The organism is Arcicella aquatica (assembly GCF_034928825.1).
Lineage (GTDB): Bacteria > Bacteroidota > Bacteroidia > Cytophagales > Spirosomataceae > Arcicella > Arcicella aquatica.
The window spans coordinates 216,265-239,203 of the sequence record NZ_JAYFUL010000001.1 but is presented as its reverse complement, the minus strand read 5'-3'; the positions used below and the strand labels follow the sequence as shown (position 1 = coordinate 239,203).

General features: G+C 35.5%; 17 protein-coding genes. 9 read left to right on the top strand and 8 right to left on the bottom strand.

All coding sequences use genetic code 11. The features are described 5' to 3' along the window. Positions 1–98: 98 nt before the first annotated feature. The 4 genes from VB264_RS00955 to VB264_RS00940 all read right to left on the bottom strand — a co-directional run bounded on the left by VB264_RS00955 (position 99) and on the right by VB264_RS00940 (position 3,677). Positions 99–683, bottom strand: a complete 585-nt coding sequence (locus VB264_RS00955; protein WP_323246136.1) for a porin family protein — start codon at positions 681–683, stop codon at positions 99–101. A gap of 103 nt (positions 684–786) precedes the next feature. Next, the gene (locus VB264_RS00950) at positions 787–1,383 is read right to left on the bottom strand and encodes a porin family protein (RefSeq protein ID WP_323246135.1); all 597 of its coding nucleotides are present in this window, start codon (positions 1,381–1,383) and stop codon (positions 787–789) included. Positions 1,384–1,551: 168 nt separating this feature from the next. After that, entirely contained in the window at positions 1,552–2,331 is a 780-nt protein-coding gene (locus VB264_RS00945; protein WP_309913864.1) for an RMD1 family protein, read from the bottom strand. Positions 2,332–2,402: 71 nt separating this feature from the next. Beyond that, the gene (locus tag VB264_RS00940) at positions 2,403–3,677 is read right to left on the bottom strand and encodes a glutamate-5-semialdehyde dehydrogenase (RefSeq protein ID WP_323246134.1); all 1,275 of its coding nucleotides are present in this window, start codon (positions 3,675–3,677) and stop codon (positions 2,403–2,405) included. 98 nt (positions 3,678–3,775) lie between these two features. Here VB264_RS00940 and VB264_RS00935 point away from each other — a divergent pair, with 98 nt between their 5' ends. The 4 genes from VB264_RS00935 (at position 3,776) to VB264_RS00920 (ending at position 6,528) form a co-directional block, all read left to right on the top strand. Beyond that, on the top strand, positions 3,776–4,198 hold the full coding sequence (locus VB264_RS00935; RefSeq protein WP_323246133.1) for a (4Fe-4S)-binding protein: 423 nt from the start codon (positions 3,776–3,778) through the stop codon (positions 4,196–4,198). 89 nt (positions 4,199–4,287) lie between these two features. Beyond that, positions 4,288–4,968 carry a pirin family protein gene (locus VB264_RS00930; protein ID WP_323246132.1) on the top strand — a complete coding sequence of 227 codons (681 nt, stop codon included), beginning with the start codon at positions 4,288–4,290 and terminating at the stop codon, positions 4,966–4,968. A 70-nt stretch (positions 4,969–5,038) separates the two neighbouring features. Next, positions 5,039–5,776, top strand: coding sequence for a dioxygenase family protein (locus VB264_RS00925; RefSeq protein ID WP_323246131.1), 738 nt, complete (start codon positions 5,039–5,041; stop codon positions 5,774–5,776). A 239-nt stretch (positions 5,777–6,015) separates the two neighbouring features. Next, positions 6,016–6,528, top strand: a complete 513-nt coding sequence (locus tag VB264_RS00920; RefSeq protein WP_323246130.1) for a hypothetical protein — start codon at positions 6,016–6,018, stop codon at positions 6,526–6,528. A gap of 10 nt (positions 6,529–6,538) precedes the next feature. Here VB264_RS00920 and VB264_RS00915 read toward each other — a convergent pair whose 3' ends face one another. From VB264_RS00915 to cmk, 4 genes are all read right to left on the bottom strand, one after another. After that, positions 6,539–8,188 carry a CotH kinase family protein gene (locus VB264_RS00915; RefSeq protein WP_323246129.1) on the bottom strand — a complete coding sequence of 550 codons (1,650 nt, stop codon included), beginning with the start codon at positions 8,186–8,188 and terminating at the stop codon, positions 6,539–6,541. A gap of 17 nt (positions 8,189–8,205) precedes the next feature. Then, positions 8,206–11,460 (bottom strand): hypothetical protein, encoded by a 3,255-nt coding sequence (locus VB264_RS00910; protein WP_323246128.1) that lies wholly within the window; start codon positions 11,458–11,460, stop codon positions 8,206–8,208. Between the two features lie 106 nt (positions 11,461–11,566). After that, a complete protein-coding gene (locus tag VB264_RS00905; protein WP_323246127.1) occupies positions 11,567–12,625 on the bottom strand; it encodes an NAD(P)/FAD-dependent oxidoreductase in 1,059 nt (352 codons plus the stop codon). A gap of 31 nt (positions 12,626–12,656) precedes the next feature. Next, entirely contained in the window at positions 12,657–13,340 is a 684-nt protein-coding gene (gene cmk / locus VB264_RS00900; RefSeq protein WP_323246126.1) for a (d)CMP kinase, read from the bottom strand. 207 nt (positions 13,341–13,547) lie between these two features. On the opposite strand from cmk, the gene ade reads away from it, so the two are divergent. The 5 genes from ade (at position 13,548) to VB264_RS00875 (ending at position 22,887) form a co-directional block, all read left to right on the top strand. After that, positions 13,548–15,197, top strand: coding sequence for an adenine deaminase (gene ade / locus VB264_RS00895; protein WP_323246125.1), 1,650 nt, complete (start codon positions 13,548–13,550; stop codon positions 15,195–15,197). A 233-nt stretch (positions 15,198–15,430) separates the two neighbouring features. Next, positions 15,431–18,601 carry a SusC/RagA family TonB-linked outer membrane protein gene (locus tag VB264_RS00890; RefSeq protein WP_323246124.1) on the top strand — a complete coding sequence of 1,057 codons (3,171 nt, stop codon included), beginning with the start codon at positions 15,431–15,433 and terminating at the stop codon, positions 18,599–18,601. Positions 18,602–18,665: 64 nt separating this feature from the next. Continuing rightward, entirely contained in the window at positions 18,666–20,135 is a 1,470-nt protein-coding gene (locus VB264_RS00885) for a SusD/RagB family nutrient-binding outer membrane lipoprotein (protein WP_323246123.1), read from the top strand. 74 nt (positions 20,136–20,209) lie between these two features. Next, positions 20,210–21,067, top strand: a complete 858-nt coding sequence (locus VB264_RS00880; RefSeq protein WP_323246122.1) for a BT_3987 domain-containing protein — start codon at positions 20,210–20,212, stop codon at positions 21,065–21,067. Between the two features lie 104 nt (positions 21,068–21,171). Next, complete coding sequence (locus tag VB264_RS00875) at positions 21,172–22,887, top strand: GMC family oxidoreductase (RefSeq protein ID WP_323246121.1); 1,716 nt, start codon at positions 21,172–21,174, stop codon at positions 22,885–22,887. The last annotated feature ends 52 nt before the right edge of the window (positions 22,888–22,939 follow it).

The window sequence follows — 22,939 nt, the reverse complement described above, 5'->3', positions numbered from 1 at the left end:
ATACTGATGGTTATGCCTCCAAGTCATGCCGTCAGTAAATAAAATTGCCCTACAAAATCAATTTTGCAGGGCAATTAAAACTTATAAAGTATGATGGTTTATCTTTCTCCCCAAAGTGCTATTACTGAAAAACCCAAAACTCTGTTAGTAATATTTAGATTTACGTTGTCGACAGTATTGGCAAAACCATGTGTATAATTTACATTGAGTCTTATTCCATCTATCACTTCATATCCAACGATTAGGTTTACACCTAAATCAAAACGGTTTGCTTTGCCTTTACTAAAATCATAATCATAGCTTTTACCATTTAATGTTCCTTTGCCATTGATAGCATAGGCACCATATATTCCACCTCCAAAAGTGAGATTCCTACTTATTTCATACAAGAGATTTACTGGAAGTTCAATATAATTTACAGTAGCTTTATTGGTAGGCTTTTCAGAAAAACCTTTCTGTGAAAATAAAAGATTAGGCTGAAAAAGAATTTTATCAGTAAATCTACTTTCTAATAAAGCACCAATATGAAAAGTAGTGATAGCGTCTCCAGAGCTTGATTCATTTCCTGAAGTTGCGTAAACATTGGCTATATTAGCTCCACCCTTGATACCTATTCTCGTTTGGGCTTTTGAAGTAAATATGCAGGTAATAAGAAGTATTACTAATAGAATTTTATTGATCATTATAATAATTAATTGAGAGGATTTAAAAATAATAAATGCCTTAATATTCAAAAAGCTCAGCAAAACAAATTTGCTGAGCTTTTTGAATATTAAATTATTATAATTATTTAGCACCAAAAAACTTAGTAACTGAAATACCAATTACATTATTTTTAATTGTAACATTATTTATGTCAGCAATATTTGCAAGACCCAATGAATAGTTAGCACTTATTGTTAAACCATCAATTACTTCATAACCAGCAGTAAAATTTAAACCATAATCTAAGCGTTTCATGCCACCAGCTCCAAATTCTATGTCTTGAGAAACTCCTCCAGAGGTAGTTTTTGCACTTAGGGCATAACCTAAATATGGTCCACCGCCAAGCGTGAAATAATCTGCTACTTCATATAGTACATTTACAGGAAGTTCAAGATAACTATAAGTATCTTTTCCAGAACCCAAGCCAGATATTTCTATACTAGTCCCTTTTTGAGAAAATAACAAATTAGGTTGAATAAAGACTCTTTCAGATAATCTAGATTCTAGTACACCTCCAACATGAAAAGACGTAATTGAACTTCCAGATACAGAAATTCCTCCTATAGAGTTTGTAGTATTAGCAAAATTGACACCGCCTTTGATACCAAAACGAGTTTGAGCTTTAGAGGCGTAAGAGAAAGCGATTAAGCTTAAGATGAGTAGAAACGTTTTTTTCATTTGTGTGGGTTATTTTAAATGTATGAGTGTAAAATAATATATAATACTGTACAAAGATAAAGTAGAAAAAGTAATCTACAAATAAATTACGTGATAAAAAAGCAATTATTTTTCTTAATAGGTTGATTATTAGTGGATTATTTCGCTTGTTTTTTATTATACGGTAACTCAATCAAAAAACTTTTTTACCAAAATGTCAAAAACTTCTATCAGAATCAAGATAATTACAATCCATTCTAATCGCGTGCTTTCTCGGTTTTGTAATAAATCTGTGAAGAGCTTTAGGTTTTCCTGAACAATCTTTAGTTTGTAGTCAATATCTTGATAACGCATTTTTAAATCAAGATTTCTTTTTAACCCCTTGTCTATACGTTCTAAATCTTCATTTTCCCATACGATATCTGGCGCATCAAAAATGTAAAGATTATCGATAATACTATTTTTAATGTTGAGGGTTCTGCCGATAAATTTCAATAAATCCTTTTTTGAATGACTGAACGTACCCGTTTGTTCAAGTTCGTCAGTGAATTTCTGAGAATCCTGAAAAATTTCTAGCGTCAAAAATTCATAATAATCTAAGGCCACCGACTGCCCGATATTAAGCATTACAATTCTAATAGAATCTTCAGTGATTTCGGGAATAGTAATAGAATTATGACGAAGAATAAGGGCTGTTTGAGCCTCCATTTGAAGGTGAAAGTTTTCTTCAAACTTTGCGGTGACAAGGTCTTCGGCAAAAGTTTTTACAAATTTCAGAAACGCACTTTTCTCTAAATCATTAAATCCGCCAAATACAACCACACCATAACTTAGTAAATAGCAGTATTTATTTTCTTCTTGTTTATAAAAAAGTTCAGAATTATTAAACAACAAAGGTTCGTTGGTATATTCGTTTCTAAACTTTTTTAAGTTGATTACTTCTGATACTTGGTAGGCTTCAATTTTCATAATAATAACGAGATGGGATGGACGAGCCACCCCTTTATTTATTTTCTTCGAAATACCAATTTATATGCACACTACCATCTTACTTGTCCGTCACCTGTAATCACCCATTTCTCAGTCACTAATTTTTCTAAAGCAAATGGCCCACGTGCATGTAATTTTTGAGTTGAGATTCCGATTTCAGCTCCCAATCCAAACTGTCCGCCATCAGTAAAACGGGTAGATGCATTGGTGTAAACCGCAGCGGCATCTACTTCAGTAGTAAATAGTTCAGCAAGCTTTTCATTAGTAGTTAGAATAGCCTCTGAATGGCGGGTTGAATGTTTACGGATATGTTCCAAAGCCTCCTCAATGTTTTTAACAGTTTTGATAGAGCATTTAAAATCAGTAAATTCTTTACCAAAATCATCGTCTTGGGCTTTTTGTAAATAAGGATAATTGCTTTTTGACAATACATCGAAAGATACTTCATCAGCAAAAATCTCTACTTCAGCTTTAGCAAAATCCTGAACAATTAAAGGCAAAAAAGTAGGAGCAATGGCTTCATCAATAATAATGGTCTCTAATGAATTACAAACCGATGGTCTTGATATTTTAGCATTGGCTACAATTTCTATGGCTTTTGCTAAATCTGCCGAGCTTTCTACATAAGTATGACAAACACCCGCACCCGTTTCGATGGTAGGCACTAACGAATTTTTACGCACAAATTGAATCAAAGAGGCTGAACCTCGTGGAATAATTAAATCCACAAAACGAGTAGCTGTCAATAATTCTTTTACCAATGCTCTGTCGGTTGGTAAGAGCGTAATACAAGCTGGATTGATATTAAATTCTTTTAAAACTTGATGAATCAAGCTCAACAAGTATGAATTGGTATCAAAAGCATCCGAACCGCCACGTAATACCACCGCATTTCCAGAACGAATACATAATGCCGTTACATCAACCGTTACATTAGGGCGTGCTTCATAAATAATTCCGATTACACCCATCGGAACAGCTATTTTTTTGATTTTTAAACCGTTATCTAAGGTTTTTTCTAATAAAGTTGCACCTGAAGGGTCGGGGAGTACCGCTATTTCTCTAATGCTTTCTGCCAAAGCTTCAATACGACTTTCGTTTAATACCAGTCGGTCATACTTAGGGTCAGATAAATCCATACGGATTAAATCTTTCAAATTTTCAGCGATGATTTGAGCTTTGTTTTCTAATAAAACCACTGCCAAACGCTCCAGAATTGCTTTTTTCTTTTCATCCGTCAAACGTCTCATTTCTCCAGATGCCGCATGGGTTTTCTCTAAAAGCGGAATGATTGTTTTTGGAAGTGCTAAAGTTTCAAGTTCCATTGTTTTTCTGATTAACAAAATTCAGTGTAAAGTTCGCAAAGTTTTTAGAATGTATCAGGATTTTTTGTAATATCGTTTGAACAAAGCCCAATATATTCATGGAAATCAAGAAGAAATATTCAAACGGAGAAGTAACCGTGGTTTGGCAACCTTCAAAATGTATCCATTCTACCATTTGCTTCAAAAGCTTGCCTACTGTTTTTAATCCTAGGAAACGTCCGTGGGTAACACTAGAAAATGAAGATACTAATACGATTGTTGAACAAGTAAAAGCTTGCCCTTCTAGTGCTTTAAGCTACTTTATGAATGATGAAGATAAACAAGAAAACCAATCTACAGCAAGTACATTAGTAGAAGTACTCGCAAACGGGCCATTGTTGGTCTATGGAAACTTAACCGTAAAAGATAACGAGGGCAATGAATCCATGAAAAGCCAAACAACTGCCTTTTGTCGTTGTGGAGGGTCGAGCAATAAACCTTATTGTGATGGTGCACATGCGAAAATTGCTTTTGAAGGTTAGTTAAACAAGACGTATCATTTCAAAAGCAATATGCTTGTCAAGTTTGATGTATTCTCTGTTGAAGAAAGATAAATAACGTTTCATTGATCATGCTAGAACAAAACGAAGCTAGAATATACCTTGCTGAAAAAAGAGGACTTACTGTTGGAGGAAGCTTCAAAAGGTTTCATACTTTTAATGATGAGTGCCCTTTTGGAAACTTAAAAGTATTGAATGATGAAGTGCTTGGGCCAGAACAGACGCATTTCATTTTCTTTCTAAAAGAAGATGCTGTCTTAATCCTTCTTCCTATTGTTGGTGGCTTAGCTATCAGAGGTCATCAAGAGCCAGAATATATTGTTGCTGGGCAAGTAATGATACTTACAAGAAAGATAGGCGATGTAGTTATCCTTGATAACCCTTATCCTGATAAATCAATCAATTTTTTACAAATACAAATAAGTATTAGCGATATTGATTCACTCGCTAGTACAAATGATATTATTAATCTTTCGCTTGAAAATAAAAATCAATTATTAAGTTTTGGGTCTGGCACTATCCCAATTGCCATTGGTCAATATGATGGACGCAATGAGGGAGTTTATCAATTGGAAAATCCTGCCAATGGCTTGTTTGCTTTCGTAATTGAAGGTGCTTTTGAAGTACAAAACAGGCTTTTAGAAAAGAAAGATGGACTGGCTTTATGGAACTTAGCTATTGATACCAAGATAGAATTTGAGGCTCTTTCAAACAATGCAATTATCTTATTGATGGAAGTTCGTTTAAATTAATTTTTAGGCCAGGCAATAAAGCTTTCTTAAATGGTGTATTCTGTGATGAACCCCCTTAAATGTTGATCAAATGAAAAGAATAGATTTTTTAAGAAAAAGCTTTGGCTCTTTAGGTGCCGTAGCGATAGCCGTTCCCTTAATAACAGCCTGCAAAGAAGATGATATAGTTGCTAATACAACTACGACAACCACAAGTGGTACTGTAGATACTACAGTTACACCGTCAAGTTGTTCAGTCACAAATTCTGAGACAGAAGGTCCTTTTCCTACAAAGTCTCCTGCTACGTTAGTTATTAAAGACATTACTTCGGACAGAACAGGTACTCCGCTCACAATAAATATTGTCATCAGAAATGTAAATAATAGCTGTAATATTTTAGCCAACGCTATTACAGATATTTGGCATTGTGATGCCGCAGGTGAGTATTCAGAATACGGAGGAACGGGTATGCAAAAAACGAATTATACTTCTGTGCATTTTTTAAGAGGAAGACAAACTACTGATAGTACTGGTGTGGCTAGTTTCAAAAGTATCTATCCGGGCTGGTATTCGGGAAGAGCGCCACATATCCATGTGCATGTATATAATGCATCGGGTACATCCTTGTTGGTTACACAAATTGCATTTCCTGAGAATATTAGTGCCGTAGTCTATGCACAAGGCGTTTATGCCAGTCATGGACAAGCTGATACTAAAAATGCTACAGATAATGTTTTTGGAGATGGTTTTACTAATGAAATGTCAACAGTAACAGGCAGTGTAGCAGATGGATATGTATTGGTTCATACGATTTATGTAAAGGCTTAGGCAATTAACTATTCATATTCATGAAAGAGGTTTTGGATAATACTTTCCAGACCTCTTTTTTAAATTATGAAGCTGTTTAAACGTTTCGTTTCTTAGGTGAAAGTATTGTATTTTTGAATTGATTTTTTCAAAATTTGCAAAGTATAGCATCGCTACGTTGAGTAAATTTTGGAACAAGCTATTCTAAAAGACTTAGTTTAACCCGAAAGGGAAAGTTTAAACAGCTTCTATATCAAATAATGCCACAAGGACAAGTAAGATTTGCGTTTAGGATTGTTATTAATCAACACTCGCGCACAGCATGGGAGAAATATATCTGGGAAAGTACCTATCAAGAATTTTTGATGCAATCTCAGCTTTATAATAATAAGAACGAGCCGCTACTCACCTTCAAAGAAATACTTAGTAAAGACGAAAATGCTGAAAAACTACATTTTTTGGTAAGCATGGCAGCTCATCCCTATATCCTACAATGGAAGGGTAAAATATATCACTTGGCAGATAACCTTGGTAATAACTTTATGCCCTTCAATAACTACCAAATGGATATTATCGATTCCAGTATTAAAGACATCAAAGCTCATGAAATAGGCATAACGTTTTATACTCCTTTGGTTTCTTTAATTGATATTTGGGATGGTCACTATTTGATTTCTTTAGATGAACATCTGCAAAATCTTAGCGAAGGACTTTCTACTATGTTGTTTAAATTACAACCTCGTTTATCAGTCGCTTTTTATAAACCAAGTTGAAAGTAGCTGTTTATTTTTTTAACAATTTCACTCTTTCAACAGGGATGCCGTCTAATAAATAATTTAATATATAAGTGCCAGCAGAAAGGTTTTCTAAGCTCACCGATAGCTGATAAGTATTGCTTGTCTGTATTTCATCTACTAAGGTTTTTATTGTTTTACCGTTGATGTCATACAAAATGATTGAAACATTCCCTTTCTTAAATACCTGATAATCAATCGTTGTTTGGCTTTCTATCGGATTGGGGAATACTCTAATAGGTTGCTCTCTTTCTGCCATATTTTCATTGCCTAATGTCAAGGCAAATGTTTGAAATTGTGTATCCAACCACAAAGTCCGTATTCTAATCCATTCTTTTAGCCAATTGACTTCATCCTGATAAGTAGAACCTACGTAATAATTGGGCCATACATACTTACCCAAAACATTAGGCCATTTATTGAAATTTCTTTTCATGGCTGGCTCTAACCCACTGGCAGTAGAATCAATCCATTTATTAATGTTTTCAGTATTGAAGGTAGTTTTACGAAGTGCTTCCCAGCGTTTTACTGTTTTGGTTTTGAAGATAGAATCCTGAGCTAATTGTTGCCACCAAAAGGGAGCAGGGTATATATCACCTTTAGGCAAAGCAATTTCATTAACCTTGTATTGCCAGCCCGTAGATTTATAGCCATCATAATAATCAGCATTGCCAAAGGCTAGATTGTAGTCCCAGGCAGGTCCCATTTTCAATTTACCGCCTTTTGTGATTTTTTCTTTATAGAAAAATGTGCTTAATCTGTATCCATCTACATTTTTGACAAATTCAGTAATCAAGAAATAGTCGATAAACGTATCTAAATCGCACATTTCACGCCATTTTGCTTGTGGACTCTTAAAATCTGGTGCTAGCAAAGCTGCTTCAAAATCATTGACATATTTTTGGATGTAGTCGAATTGAGGTTGGCTAATATCCGCATATTTTGGATATTCTACCTGAAAAAATGTTTTGTAGTTCCCGAAAGGAGTGGTAGTATTGTTAGTCCAGTTTTTAGAAGGAGAGCCAGAAGTTTTATCTAATTTCAAAATATAGCCTCCCGTCACATCGTCGCCAGTATTATCGGTTATTTTTAAGCTAGAAATATCAACCCGATTTTTATCTCTTTTGATTTTTTCCATCAAAATGTACAAACCTTGATAGTCATTATTCACCAGCATTTCGCAGTAACGAGTACGTGTAGCATATCTACCCATTTTATTGACTAAGTCATACGTCAATACATCACGCATCAAAGTCTTATCATTATAAGTGGCGTTAAGCACCCAATCTGATTCTTCGGGAAAATTGAGAAAACTAATTTTACGACTTTTACCAGTGGTATCTGCCCATGTTTCAAAGCCATAAGGTTTTTTAGGGAAAAGGTCTTGAGAAGAAGATCCCCTTAGTTCGATACCAATAAGTCCGTTGTAAACATTAGGAATATCATTTACATTGTTTTGCCCCCCTTTTTCATTATGAATTAGCTGCATTGTTGCTAATATTTTGGGTTCGTCAACAATATTTCTTCCTTTGGTATTGACTTTTAAAATAGGAAGATTTGAAGTCGTCAAAATTTGACTATTCCCTGAATAGAAACTAAACGACAATAAAATAGATAATACACAAATTGACTTATTCATATAAACTTTAGGATATTTTAAAAATCATATCCCAAAGTTATATAAGAAATTGGACTTTGTATCTCTTTATTGTCTAGCCCCCAGCCCAAGTCATACTTTACAAAATATCCTAGTATGGTAGTTCTTGCACCTACACCATAGCCAACCAAGAATGGATTACGAAAATCCGTTACTGTTGCTTGAAATGGGTTAGTAGAAGGCCCTTTTACGATGGTATTAAAACCATTTCTTCTAGAGAATGGACTAGCACCTGTCCAAGCAGAACCAACATCAGTGAAGCCAGTTAACTGAAGATTTTTGAAGAAATTATTATAAATCGGTCCACTGTATAAATATTTAGCAATCGGTAATCTTACCTCAAAATTAAATAATAAGTGACTTGTTCCTGATAACTTGTTGATATTAAAGCCACGCAATGAAGTAGCGTAGTCTAATAAAAATATATCTTTATTATCGATTTGTGGCTCTTTTGTATTGGCAGTTAAAGGATTAAAAGGATTTTTAGTATCACCACTTCTATCTTGATACTGAATACCAAGCCAGTTATCCATACCTCCCATTACAGTTTGTTTCGGAGAGTTTCCAAAAGAATGTCCTCCCGACAATCTTGCAGCGATAATAGTGCCTTTCCCTAGTTTTAGATAATGACGTAAATCGAGATAGATTCTATTATACCCATCCATAGAATTGGCTAGACCAGTATAATGTTCAATTCTGGCTCTGAACCTAGTTCCTTCCAACATATTTACGCCGTGGCTGATGGTATTGTCGTAAACAAGTTCAATTTTACCGCCTAAATAAGAAGAGAAACCATCGGGAGTAGTCAAATCTACCAAATTCAAAAACCTGTTTGTGGTAAATGAAGGCGTTGCCGTAATGCGGGTATTAGTATTAATAGGGTAGGAAGCTGCTACTGAAATTCTATTAAAATGATATTTATTGATAGTCGATGATGTTTCTTCTGAAATTGAACGACGGTCAAATCTTACACTATAATCTATTCTATTCGCTAAATATGAATATTCACCCCATAAATCTGAGTTTTTCAAATTTGGCGTAATAAATATCCCTCCTTGAAGATGGTGGTTTTCAAGCAAGTCATTCATATTGATGGTTCCTTTCAACCCAAAGCCTCTTTGCGGAAGCGGGTCAACCATAAAGTCAAGGTCGGTATTATTAACAACAAAAGGGTTATTATAATCTGTCGGGGCTTTTATTTTAATATTTTCTTTACGATTTTGCTTTGCTAAAATGATTTTCTCTACCTTATTTCTTTTATCATTTTTCGGTGCCTCAGTACTATTTTGTCCTGAATTTTTTGGAACAGAAGTAATATCAAACGTATAATCGTTTGTATCTATTTCTCCTTTATCAAGTATTAATTTCGGAGTTTTAACAGCAGTATTTGCTGTTTCAGTAGTAGGTGTTGATGATGGCGTGGTTGGTTTTACAGGATTATAAGCCGCTTGATTGATGCCATAAAGCCTTACATTTCTAAGCGTGTATGGAACATTAGTTTTAGGACTAAAGTCAGCTTGTGCCTGATAGGCGATAATATCCTGATTTTTTTCTAAAAATTTGTAAATCAAGCTATTAGTGCTTGCTGTATAGTCGAAATCTTCAATGTTATTTCTGAAATTACTTACTTGCGTTACGGTAGAATCTCCAGCAGTTAAACGATAAATATTTTTGATACCACGCTCATCACTTAAGAAATACACCGTACTTCCGTCTGATACGATAGGTCTTGTAATCGTTCCTAATGAATCAACCAAACGCTTTACCGTTTCTTGCTTTGGCTTGCCTTCGTGTAAAAATAAGTTGAAATGATTATTTACTTGCTTGTAGGTACCCTTATCAATATCTAAAGAATCTTTCAGTCGGTTTGAGGTAAAAATAATTTTACCCGCACTGCCTACAAATTGTGGGCTTAAATCATCATACAAATCATTTGTTAATTGCTGTACTTTCCCTCTTGGAATGTCATAAAGAAACAAATCGTTTTGTCCTTTACTGATGGCACTAAGTACTACAGTGCTACCATTGTCAGAAATATCAAAATCCTGAACTTGGTCAAAATCGCTCAATACTTTTCGAGTAAAAAACTTACCTGTCAAATCTTTCTCTGTAATATCTGTAAATACACTGAGTACCACATCGCCTTGGTTCTCATAAATAACAGCCAACGAGCCACCTTTTGTCCATGAAAGTAAAGGCGTATTATAATCTACAGACTGCTTGAGTGTTTTATAGCCCGCCGTAAGCAACAAGGCTTTCTTTTTAGTTTTTACATCCAGTATTTCGATACTCGATTTGCCCAGTTCATTTCTTGAATAAGCAATAAAAGCGCCGTCTGGACTTATTTTGAACTTGCTGATTTTATCAAAACTGTTGAATTTGCTTTCGTCTATTTTTAAATCGTATTTCAGCGCCTGATAGTTACTATTATTGATAGCATCATTCATTACTGAATAATATTCACGCCAATCTTTCAAAAATCTAGAAAAAGGAACACCAATAGTACTAGAAATCGACGTTTGTTCATTCCTAATGATTCTGGTTAAGTTCAGAATATTGGCAATATTATCCTTTCCATATTTTTCAGCAATATAAGTCCAGATAGACTGTCCTATTAATTCCGACTCTCTGCCACTCGCTAAGTTGGGTCTTTTTAAATATTTATTGTTGATAGCATCACGCATATAAGTATCAACTTCGGTATTCCAGCCTTCAGAAATATAGGCTGTAATACCGCTCATATACCATTCAGGTACACTTAGCAACAAAGAGTTTTGTAAAGATTCTTTGATGCTTCCACCATATAGCATATCATGGACAAAAACATGGGCAACTTCTTTGGTAATATGCTTTTTGAAGCTCTCGGCATTGCCCGAATACGCAATTTCGATTCTCGATTTTGCTAAATTTTCCTCACGAATCTCTCTTTCGCTTGAAAGGTTTAGCCCCACATTGCTTTGATTGAGGTCTTGTGTGGCATTATACACAAAAATCTTTGTTTTTGTAAATGGCGAATAGCCTAGAATTTCAGTAATTCTATCGAATTCTGATTCAGCCAATTGAACGGCCAAAGTAGCGGTTTGCTGACCCCCTTCGTAAAAATAAATTTCAAAATTTTGCGAAGCCAGTACCTTCCATTTGAACGGACGGTATTGAATACGGTTTTTACCGAAAGGTTCTTGTGTAGGTAAAAAATTCTGAGCTAATGAACAAAAAGTAGTCAGAATAAATATTATTGGTAATAGTTTTCTCATTGTTTTAGGACGAAGTTAAAGGGCGTTTCTTCGTATATTAACCACTGCTATATGAAAGAGGGAAGTGCATTTTAAGCCAATTCCCTAATAAACAACGAATAAGCAATCACGAATTCCCAGCTCTTAAATATAACGAAGTAAAACGATTTATATTGACTTCTGGAGAAAGTTCTTTTCCAAAGAGTAAAAATTCTGTAAACTGGGTAGCAAAATAGGGGGCAAGTGATACCCCTTTTGAGCCTAAACCATTGAAAATCCCTATTTGTGGAAAATCTGGATGGATTCCTATGAATGGGCGACGGTCTTTTGTAGCAGGGCGTACACCCGCCAAATGACCGATTACTGCTAAATTTGGCTTCATTAGTTTATGATACTTCATTAACAAATCTTCTTTACCTTGATGTGTTGGTATAAAATCAAGTTCGTGCCAGCTATAAGTTGCTCCGAGCCTGAATGTATTTTGGGATAAAGGAACCACAAAAGCCCCTTGATTAATGATTGTATCTAAATTGATATCTTCAATGGTTACCTCTAACACTTCCCCTTTTACAGGATTGAAAGGAAGGTAATTGAAATAAGGATTTACTCTTGCTTGAAAGCCTTCACAAAAAATAGTCTTACAATTATTAGACAATGCACTTTCAGGATTAAAGTTTTCTTGAAAAAGGACACCCTTTTGCCTAAAAAATGCTCTGAATGCATCTAATAATATTTTTAAATCTACCCAGCCCGATTGTTTGGTAGTTACTCCTCCCAACTGACTATTGACAAGGTCTTGGTAGGCGATGTTTTCAAATTCAATAGTAGCAAAATCAGCGAAATTCTCGGGTACTTTATCACTTTTAAAATATTCTTGTACTTCTTCGTTAGGAAATGGGCGATAAATTGGAACCTGATGAAAAAATTTTACTTGTAAAACATCTTCTAATTCAAGATAAAATTGTTCAAGAAATGGGAATAATTCATCCGCCATCCAAGTTTTAACTAATTTTCTACCAGTAACAGGATTGAAAATACCAGCGGCCACCCTTGACGAAGAAGGAATTTCTGGTGCATCAAAAATCTGCACTTTTTTCCCTCTTTGAAGAAGTAAGTAAGCTAATAAAGAGCCTGCCAGACCTTGTCCAACAATTATAAAATCTGTTTCAGCGGATTCTTTACTCATAAGATATAATAGTATTGAACGGGCAACTAACTTAAAGCCTTTCTAATACGTTTTGGTGTAATTGTAATACAAAATTCACTTGTTCTTCCAATGTCATAAAAGAAGTATCCATTAATACGGCATCTTCGGCTTGCACCAATGGCCCTTCGGCACGAGTAGAATCCAGAATATCTCTTTTCTTTAAATTATCAATGATTTCATCTAAATCAACCAATTCTCCTTTATCAAGCAATTCTTTTTGTCTTCTTTCCGCACGAATTACAGGGTCGGCTGTCATGAATACTTTTACTTCAGCATCAGGGAACACTTTAGAGCCAATGTCTCTTCCATCCATTACCACACCACGATGCTTAGCCATTTGTTGTTGTTGAGCAACCATTGCTTTTCTTACTAAAGTAATCGCACTGGTTTCTGACACCATTTCAGAAATATACATTTTCCTGATTTCCTCTTCAACATTCAAGCCATTCAGATAAACATCACTTGCACCTCGATGTTCATTAAATTGAAAACTAATATGAATGTCAGCAAGTGCCTTTTCAACTTCTTTTGGATTAGTTAACGTCACATGATTTTCATGAAAATAAAGACTAACTGCACGGTACATCGCCCCTGTATCAATAAAAGCATACCCTAATTTAGCAGCAACTCGCTTTGCAGTGGTACTTTTTCCACAGCTCGAATGCCCATCAAGAGCAATAATAACTTTTTTCATTGAAAGATAATTTTGAGGATAAAACAATAAAATGATAATATAAATAGCTTTATTCGCTAGAAAAATTCAATAGAACAACATTTAAATATAAACAAAGATACTTAAATGGGCAGTACAGATGGCTTCTGAATGTTTAAATATATAGATTAAAATTTCGAATAAAATTCATTTTAGGTTAAACAATTGACTTTCAAAAAAATATAAATCATGCAAGTAAAAGGAAATATCATCAACATTTTTGATAAAACAATAAAATATGGAAGTATCGAAGTGCAAAATGGCAACATTAGTAAAATAGAAATACTAGCAGAGAACATAGATGATAATGCTCCGTACATTTTGCCAGGTTTTGTAGATGCCCATGTTCATGTAGAAAGTTCGATGCTTACACCCGTACAATTTGCCCGATTGGCAGTAGTTCATGGAACGGTTTCAACTGTTTCAGACCCACATGAAATTGGCAACGTGTTGGGGAAAGCTGGTGTAGAATACATGATTCACAATGCAAGACAAACGTCCTTCAAATTTTGCTTTGGTGCACCATCTTGTGTGCCTGCAACGGTTTTTGAAACAGCAGGAGCAACCATCACACCAACCGATATAGAAGAACTCTTTCAACAATATGAAGAAATAGGCTACTTAGCAGAAGTAATGAACTTTCCGGGAGTATTGAATGGAGATGCAGATATGCTCGCTAAAATTGCCTTAGCAAAAGCCTATCACAAGCCCGTAGATGGGCATGCACCAGGTTTGAGGGGTGAGGCTGCCAAGAAATACATAGACGCTGGTTGCCAGACAGACCATGAGTGCTTTACGGCAGATGAAGCCTTAGACAAGCTAAAATATGGTATGAAAATACTAATAAGAGAAGGCTCTGCGGCAAAAAACTTTGATGCCTTAATCGAACTACTGCCCAAGTATTATAATGAACTAATGTTTTGTTCGGATGATAAACATCCTGATAATTTAGTGGAGGGACATATTAATTTACTTGTGTTAAGGGCCTTGGAGAAATTCCCCTCATTATTGTTCGAAATTTTGCAGGTGGCATGTGTGAATCCTGTAAAACATTACAATTTACCAGTGGGCTTGTTACAAGAAGGAGATACTGCTGATTTTGTGGTAGTAGAAAACCTTGAGAATTTTAAGGTACTAGCAACATACATTTCTGGAGAAATTGTTGCAGAAAATGGTTTTTCAAAGATTCCTGATTTACCTAGTGATATAATAAATCACTTTGATTGCAACTTTAAAACAATTGAACAATTTCAAGTAAAGGCTAAAACGGAAACTATTAAAGTAATAGAAGTATTGGATGGCCAATTGATTACTTTGAAGTCTGAATACCCAGCTATGGTCAAAGACGATATGGTCGTGTCAGATTTAGCAAACGACATTTTAAAAATCACAGTTGTTAATCGTTATCATGATGCTCCTCCAGCCATTGGATTTATTAAAAATTTTGGATTAAAACAAGGTGCAATAGGATCTTCTGTGGCTCATGACTCTCATAATATTATAGTAGTAGGAGTAGACGACGAGTCGATTGTAACAGTAGTGAATATGCTTATTGAAACACAGGGGGGAGTAGCCGCAATTGGTGGAAATAAGACCAAAATGTTACTTAAATTGCCGATAGCGGGCATTATGACAGGGGAAGATGGCTATTTAGTCGCCAAAGAATATTCTGCGATTGACAAATTTGCAAAAGATTTAGGATGTACATTGAATTCACCCTTTATGAGTCTATCGTTTATGGCACTTTTAGTGATACCCAATATTAAATTATCAGACATTGGATTATTCGATGGAGAAAATTTTTCACTAACTAGCTTGTTTATTGAAAAAATTAACTAATTTTAACATTGTAATAATCTATTGAAGGTTATTGCATCATCAACCAAAACTAAAAAAACATTTCTCTTTGCTTCTTTTAAGGAACAGTGGTAGTAAAATATGCCATGTTCCAAGCATTTCTCGTTTTTTTAGGTATCATAAAAATACCCAACTGTTTTTAGGGTAAATTAAAATCGATTACATATTTGTTTGTAATATATTTATTTTTTAATCAACCAAAACTAATCAAAGAAATGAGAAAATTTCTACTCATTACCTCCGTGTTTCTGTTGGCTTTAATCGGGCAAACCTATGCTCAAGATAGGCTCATTACAGGAAAAGTGACAGCAACAGAAGATGGTTCTCCATTACCAGGAGTTAGCATTACTGTCAAAGGGACTTCAAGAGGTACTACTACAAATGCTGAAGGTGTTTTTAAAATCAGTGTAAGTAATACAGCATCTCTAACCTTTTCTTTTGTAGGTTTCGACTCTAAAACAGTCGCTGTGGGTGGACAAACCACTATTAATGTTACACTAGGGGCAAATACATCACAACTTCAAGAAGTAGTAATTACTGCTTTAGGGGTTTCTCGCCAAAAAGAATCTTTAGGCTATAGTACAACAAGTGTGAAAGGTGGAGAGCTTAATCAAGCTAAAGCAGTATCTGTAGCAAGTGCTTTACAAGGTAAGGTGTCAGGTCTTCAAATCAATACTGTTAACAATGGTGTTAACCCTTCAAACCGTGTTGTTTTGCGTGGTAACCGTTCATTATTAGGAAATAACGAGGCTCTTATTGTAGTAGATGGTACGGTAGCGCCTTCGGATGTATTAAATTACTTAAACCCAAATGATATTGATGATGTAACTGTATTGAAAGGTGCTAACGCTGCTGCTCTTTATGGTTCTGATGCATCAAACGGTGCTTTAATTATTACTACAAAGAAAGGTTCTGCTGGAGCTCCAAAAATTTCAGTATCTAATACTACTTACATCGAAGAAATTAGCTTCATGCCTAAGTTACAAGAAAGATTTGGTAGTGGTACAGAATCTTATAGCCGTACTTACATCCCTTTCGAAAACCAATCTTTTGGCCCAGAATATACTTCGGGTTCAGTACTTGTTAGTCCAGGTGGTATGCAACCAGGAACAAGTGTTGACTTAGGTATGCCTTTAGAAGATGGAACAATCCAAAAAACTCCTTATTCTTACAAAAAAGATTCAAAATTGAAATCTTATGATAAAGGTGTTACAACTCAAAGTGCGGTATCTCTTTCAGTAGGAGATAAATCAAGTACTTTCTTTATTTCTGCTCAACAAAACAATACTAAAGCAATTGTTCCGGGTGATGTAAAGAATCAAACTACTATTCGTACAAATGCTTCGCACGAGTACGGTAAGTTTAAAGGTGCTTTCAACATTGGTTATACTACTAATACGGTTGATTTCACTACTTCAGATTTTTATAACAATATCTTAAATACAGGTGGACAAGTACCACTTGATCAATATAGAAATTGGAGAGATTTTAAAAATGCAGATGGTTCATTAAACTATGCTCATCCAAATAACTATTATAATGCTTATTTCTATTCGCCTTTCTTCTTCAAAGATGTAAACCGTAGAAAAGAAGTTAACACTAACTTAACAGGTAACGTTGAACTTGCTTATAAAGCTACTTCTTGGTTAAGTTTCTTGGGTCGTGTGGGTATTACCAAAAAAGATTACAACGGTAAATATTACCAAGAAAAATTCAAATATAGTGCTTATGCTAAAAGCGTAGCAGATTTCTCTGAAGCTCAGAATGATTTGAATGGAAATGCTTATGATTATAATTCAAGCGAAACGCGTTTAAGTTCTGACTTCTTCTTAACAGTTGATAAGAAAATAGGTAAGTTTGCTGGAGTATTTATCGCTGGTATCAATAATAAAGAAACTACTATCAAAAACGTAAGTACAGGTGCCAATTCATTAGTTGTGCCAGGTTTGTATAACGTAGGTAACCGTATTGGCGAAGCAGGTGCTGGTGAAAGTGATTACAAAAACCGTTTGTTCGGTGCTTATGGTGATTTGTCTATTACTTACAATAATTTCCTTTCATTACACGTATCAGGTCGTAACGACTGGTCTTCATTATTGAGCAAACAAAACCGTTCATTCTTCTATCCTGGTGCTGACGTTTCTTTAGTATTAACTGAAGCTATTCCAGCAATGAAAGAATTAACATTCTTGAATTTTGCTAAACTTAGAGGAGCTGCTACTAAAGTAGGGGGTATTAATGTTGGTCCTTATGCACTTCAAACAACATTTGGAACAGGTAACTTCCCTTATGGTAGCTTAGCTGGTTATTCAGTAGGTAATACATTACCTGACCCTAACTTAACACCAGAATTTACAACTTCGTATGAAATTGGTGGAGAATTTGGTTTCTTAAATAATAGAGTAAACTTAGAAGTAGCTTATTATACTCAAAAGACTACTGGACAAACAGTTACAATTTCTACTTCACAAGCTACAGGTTATAACGGAGCTTTGATTAATGCTGGAACAATGCAAAACACTGGTTTTGAATTAGATTTGAAAACTACTCCAATTAAATTGGCAAATGGTTTCAAATGGGATTTCAACATTAACTTTAGCCAAGTAGATAACAAAGTGCTTGAGTTATACCAAGGTATTAACGAATTGAATCTTTCTAACTATTATGGTTTAACAAGTGATGCTTCTTTAGGACAAGTATTTGCAACAGTAGGAGAGCAATATCCATTAATTAAAGCAATTGCTTACAAGCGTGACCCACAAGGTCGTGTTATCGTAAACTCTGAAACTGGTTATCCATCAGTTGCTACTGGATTGAAAACTATTGGTCAGACTAACCCTAAATACAGATTAGGATTAACAACAAGTTTGAGATATAAAGGATTTGGATTTAATGCAGTGGCTGAATACCGTGGTGGAAATTATGTGTATCATGGTTTAGCAAGTACTATGTGGTTTACAGGCGTTGCTGAAGCTACAGCAGTTTATGGTCGCGAGCGTTTTGTATTCCCTAACTCAGTAATTCAAAATGCTGATGGTTCATACACACCTAATACTACAGTTACTGTAAAAGATGGTGGTTTAGGAGTATGGGATAGTAACCTTCGTCGTTATGGTGAAAACTTCGTAACAAGTGCTGCATTCTGGAAACTTCGTGAAATTGCTTTGACTTACGATGTACCTAAGAAAGTTTTAGCAAGTACTAAATTTATCAAAAGTGCTTCAGTTGGTTTAGTGGGTCGTAACTTAATTACTTTACTTCCTAAAGAGAACGTTTATACTGATCCAGAATTTGCTAATACAACTTCTAATGCAGTTGGTTTGAATAACACAGGACAGACACCTCCAACTCGTACTTATGGTTTTACGGTTAATTTAGGATTCTAAATCAAAATATTAAGTTAAATACTTGTCCTTCAGATAAATATTTTACGTTAAATAGAAATTCAAGATGAAAAGAAAAATATATTCAATCCTTACCGCAACGGCTCTTTTATTTTTAGGAGGTTGTACAGGTGATTATCTAGATATTAACGATAACCCCAACTCAGCGGTATCTTCAACACCAGAACTAGTATTATCCAATGCATTAAATACGACAGCTGGTAGATTAACGCACAATCAAATCGGTAATTTCTTCGGAGGATACTGGGCTCCATCGGGTAGTTATTCAGGTTTTATTGAAGAACGTCAATTTGACTACGGTGCTACTTATGGTACAGGTGTTTGGAATGGTTGCTATGATAACTTGACTGACTATCAGTATATTGTAGATAAAGCAGAGGCTCAGAAATGGAAAGCTGTTTCAGGAATTGCTAAAGTAATGATAGCATTCAATTATCAAATCTTAGTAGATGCTTATGGGAATATTCCTTTCAGCGATGCTTTGAAAGGTACTACGTCAATTCGTCCGAAATATGATGATGCTCAAGCAGTTTATAACGGATTAATTACATTATTAGATGCAGCTTCTGCTGATTTGAAAGTAGCAATTTCTGGGGATAACCCAAGTCCTGCTGGTCAAGACATCGTTTTCAAAGGTGATTTGACTAAATGGAGAAAATTTGCTAATACGCTTAGATTGAGAATTTTAATGCGTCAAACCAATGTAACCGGCAAAGATTTAAAAACTGAAATTGCAAAAGTAGTTGCTGAAGGTGCTGGTTTCTTAGGTGCTGGTGCTACTGTAACTTCAACGCCTGGTTATTTGAAAACAGCAGGTAAGCTTAATCCATTCTGGGAAAACTACGTGCAAAATGCTGCAGGTAGTGATGCTGGTGCTAAACAAGCTTATGTTTGTTCAGACTTTTTTATTACTACTATTCAAGATGTGTTGAAAGACCCACGCTTACCACGTTTGGCTGCTAAAAACAATGCTGGTATTTATGTTGGTGTACCACTTGGAGATGGAAATGATGCCAATCTTTTCCCTAAACGTTCATGGTTTGGCCCGGCTATTATCAAGTCGTTTGATCAACCAATGGTTTTAATGACGGCTGCCGAGAGTTTCTTTTTACAAGCAGAAGCTATTCAAAGAGGTTTTATGACTGGCGATGCCAAAGCTACCTATGAAGCTGGTATCACTGAAGCCTTTACTGCTGCTGGTTTAACAGCTGCTGATGCGGCAGGGTATTATGGGTCTAGCATTGTAAATGCAAACTGGGCTAATTCCCCAGATAAGATTGAGGCTATTATTACTCAGAAATGGGTTGCAATGTTTAGTTTGACAGGTTTTGAAGCATGGAGTGAATTCCGTAGAACAGGTTTCCCTAAAGTACCTTTGGCTACTAAAGCTGTGCAAGCGAAAGCTCCAGCTCGTTTGTTCTATCCAACTTCTGAAATTGCAACAAATGCAGATAACGTGGCAGCACAAAATGTTACTAGTCAATTTGATAACAAAATCTTCTGGGCTAAGAAATAAATTAATTTGAAAATTTGAGTGAATTATTACTCAAGTGGTCACATTTACTCAATTATAACATTAGCAATTACAAAATGAAAAGAATAATAAAAACAGGTCTGATACTTTTCGCTTCAATTATCGGACTAAGCAGTTGTTTAGAGGACAAAGGCTATACAGACATCATCAATGGTGTCGGAGCAGAACCAATCGTTAGTATTTTTGGAAATGCAGGGGGCTCATTACAAACAGGACAATTTAAAATTGATACATTAGTTGAAGTAAAATACTTGGTTAATTTGGGCTCTGTTAATCCTTTAGATAAAGATTTATCATTAACAATTGGAGTTACTTCGGCTGCAACTGATTTCTTAAAATCTACCAATGCTAAAAGAGCAGCGGCTGGGGATGACCCTTACGAGGCTTTGCCTACATCGGCTTACACATTTGTAAATCCTGTAGTGATTAAAGCTGGAAAAAGAGATGATACTTTAAAAGTGCGAGTGAAGCTTCCTAAAACACTTGATTTCTCGAAGGAATATGTAATTCCAGTTGGGATTGCAGATGCTAGCGGTGTTAAAATCAGCTCAAACTTAGGTTTTATGAACATCTTTGTTGGGGGTACTCCTAATAAATTTGACGGTGCTTATCACGCTACAGGATATTTTTCTCACCCTACAGCACCTCGTGATATAGATAGAGATAAAACATTAAAAACCATTGATAAATCTACTTCTGAAACTGAATTTGCAGATTTAGGGTATATCATGTGGTTGAAAGTGAATAAGGATAACACTGTAACTATTATTCCTCAAGGAACTGCTGCTACTTTGGCTGGCCCTTTTGAACAAACAGGAGTAAATAAATATGACCCTGTTACTAAAACATTTACATTGAATTATCAATATAATGTTGGAACACGTGTTATATCTGAAGTAATTAAGAAAAAATAGTTTTTTTTTATTTTACTAAAAAAGGGTCGCTCTTAGGCGACCCTTTTTTTATGGCATTTCATCATTTTTATGCTAAATTGACGTATAAAATCAAACAGCTTATAATGTATCTAAACGGAATAGCTTCAAAAAAAATAACGTACGATGCCATCGTAATTGGCTCTGGAATCAGCGGTGGATATGCTGCAAAGGAATTGTGTGAGGCAGGGTTGAAAACGCTTGTATTGGAACGTGGACGAGATGTAAAACATATCCAAGACTACCCAACTGCAATGACTGACCCTTGGGATTTACCTCATCATGGTAAACTAACTGAGGAAATGGTCAGCGAAAACCCTATCGCAGACCGTTGCTATGCTTTTGATGAAGCGACTCAACATTTCTTTGTGAAAGATAAAGAGCACCCCTATATCCAGGAGAAACCTTTTGACTGGATTAGAGGCTACCAAGTAGGAGGGAAATCTTTGCTATGGGCAAGACAAACACAACGCTGGAGTGACTATGAATTTGAAGGGCCTGCTCGTGATGGTTTCGCTGTAGATTGGCCCATTCGTTATAAAGATATTGCGCCGTGGTATAGCAAAGTGGAGAAATTTGTAGGGATTAGTGGTAATAAAGATGGCATCAAGAGCTTGCCCGATGGTGAATTCCTGCCTGCTTGGGAATTGAATTGTTTAGAGAAGCATATTCAGAAAAGTGTAAAAGAAAATTATGCTAACAGACAGGTGATTATTGGACGTTGCGCACATCTAACTAAGCCCAATCCAATTCATTTAGCACAAGGGCGTGGTCAATGTCAGGCTCGACATTTATGTTATCGTGGTTGCCCTTTTGGTGGGTACTTTAGTTCCAACTCTTCCACGCTCCCTTGGGCAGCAAAAACAGGAAACCTAACGCTTCGTCCGTATTCAGTAGTACATTCAATCATTTACGATGAGCAAAAAGGAAAAGCCAAAGGTGTAAGAGTGGTAGATTCACAATCAAAGGAAATACTGGAATTTTATGCAAAAATCATTTTTGTGAATGCCGCTACTTTAAATACTAACTTGATTTTGTTGAATTCTACTTCAAATCGTTTTCCAAATGGTTTAGGAAATGATAATGAGTTAATGGGTAAGTACGTGGCTTTCCATAATTATCGTGGTTCAGGTGGAGCTACTTTCGATGGTTTTGAAGACCAATATTATTTAGGTCGAAGACCTACTTCTGCTTTTATGCCATCGTTCCGAAATCTTGAAAAGCAAGAGATGGATTTTCAACGTGGATACATGGTAGCCTTTTCAGCCTCGCGAGCAGGTTGGCAACAAGATATAAGTCAGCCTACTTTTGGAGAAGATTATAAAGCAAAAGTTACCAAAGCTGGGCAGTGGGGAGTATTTATTATGATGCAAGGAGAAACAGTTCCTCAAAAAGAAAATCATCTTAGACTAAGTACTGAAAAGAAAGATGAATGGGGCATTCCACAGTTGATTACATCTATTGGATACGATACTGAAAACGATGAGAGGATGATTAAAGATTTTCATGAACAAGCTACTGAAATGCTAGAAAAGGCAGGATGCAAAAATATTTATATGTCGGATAGCAAACAGGCTCCAGGGTTAGATATTCATGAAATGGGTGGCGTACGCATGGGAAAAGACCCCAAAACATCATTATTGAATAAGTTTAATCAATTGCATGCCTGTAAAAATGTATTTGTAACAGATGGTGCTTGTATGCCTTCAGTGGGCAACCAAAATCCATCGCTTACTTTTATGGCACTTACGGCGCGTGCAGTAAATCATGCTGTAGAAGAGAGGAAGAAGGGGATGCTATGATAAGTAATTTTACGATATAGTATAAACTCTTCAATGGATTCTCTAATTTTAC

Excerpts from the sequence above, each read along its gene's own strand:
- VB264_RS00955 (WP_323246136.1), bottom strand. The coding sequence starts at position 683 with ATGATCAATAAAATTCTATTAGTAATACTTCTTATTACCTGCATATTT.
- VB264_RS00950 (WP_323246135.1), bottom strand. The coding sequence starts at position 1,383 with ATGAAAAAAACGTTTCTACTCATCTTAAGCTTAATCGCTTTCTCTTAC.
- VB264_RS00945 (WP_309913864.1), bottom strand. The coding sequence starts at position 2,331 with ATGAAAATTGAAGCCTACCAAGTATCAGAAGTAATCAACTTAAAAAAG.
- VB264_RS00940 (WP_323246134.1), bottom strand. The coding sequence starts at position 3,677 with ATGGAACTTGAAACTTTAGCACTTCCAAAAACAATCATTCCGCTTTTA.
- VB264_RS00935 (WP_323246133.1), top strand. The coding sequence starts at position 3,776 with ATGGAAATCAAGAAGAAATATTCAAACGGAGAAGTAACCGTGGTTTGG.
- VB264_RS00930 (WP_323246132.1), top strand. The coding sequence starts at position 4,288 with ATGCTAGAACAAAACGAAGCTAGAATATACCTTGCTGAAAAAAGAGGA.
- VB264_RS00925 (WP_323246131.1), top strand. The coding sequence starts at position 5,039 with ATGAAAAGAATAGATTTTTTAAGAAAAAGCTTTGGCTCTTTAGGTGCC.
- VB264_RS00920 (WP_323246130.1), top strand. The coding sequence starts at position 6,016 with ATGCCACAAGGACAAGTAAGATTTGCGTTTAGGATTGTTATTAATCAA.
- VB264_RS00915 (WP_323246129.1), bottom strand. The coding sequence starts at position 8,188 with ATGAATAAGTCAATTTGTGTATTATCTATTTTATTGTCGTTTAGTTTC.
- VB264_RS00910 (WP_323246128.1), bottom strand. The coding sequence starts at position 11,460 with ATGAGAAAACTATTACCAATAATATTTATTCTGACTACTTTTTGTTCA.
- VB264_RS00905 (WP_323246127.1), bottom strand. The coding sequence starts at position 12,625 with ATGAGTAAAGAATCCGCTGAAACAGATTTTATAATTGTTGGACAAGGT.
- cmk (WP_323246126.1), bottom strand. The coding sequence starts at position 13,340 with ATGAAAAAAGTTATTATTGCTCTTGATGGGCATTCGAGCTGTGGAAAA.
- ade (WP_323246125.1), top strand. The coding sequence starts at position 13,548 with ATGCAAGTAAAAGGAAATATCATCAACATTTTTGATAAAACAATAAAA.
- VB264_RS00890 (WP_323246124.1), top strand. The coding sequence starts at position 15,431 with ATGAGAAAATTTCTACTCATTACCTCCGTGTTTCTGTTGGCTTTAATC.
- VB264_RS00885 (WP_323246123.1), top strand. The coding sequence starts at position 18,666 with ATGAAAAGAAAAATATATTCAATCCTTACCGCAACGGCTCTTTTATTT.
- VB264_RS00880 (WP_323246122.1), top strand. The coding sequence starts at position 20,210 with ATGAAAAGAATAATAAAAACAGGTCTGATACTTTTCGCTTCAATTATC.
- VB264_RS00875 (WP_323246121.1), top strand. The coding sequence starts at position 21,172 with ATGTATCTAAACGGAATAGCTTCAAAAAAAATAACGTACGATGCCATC.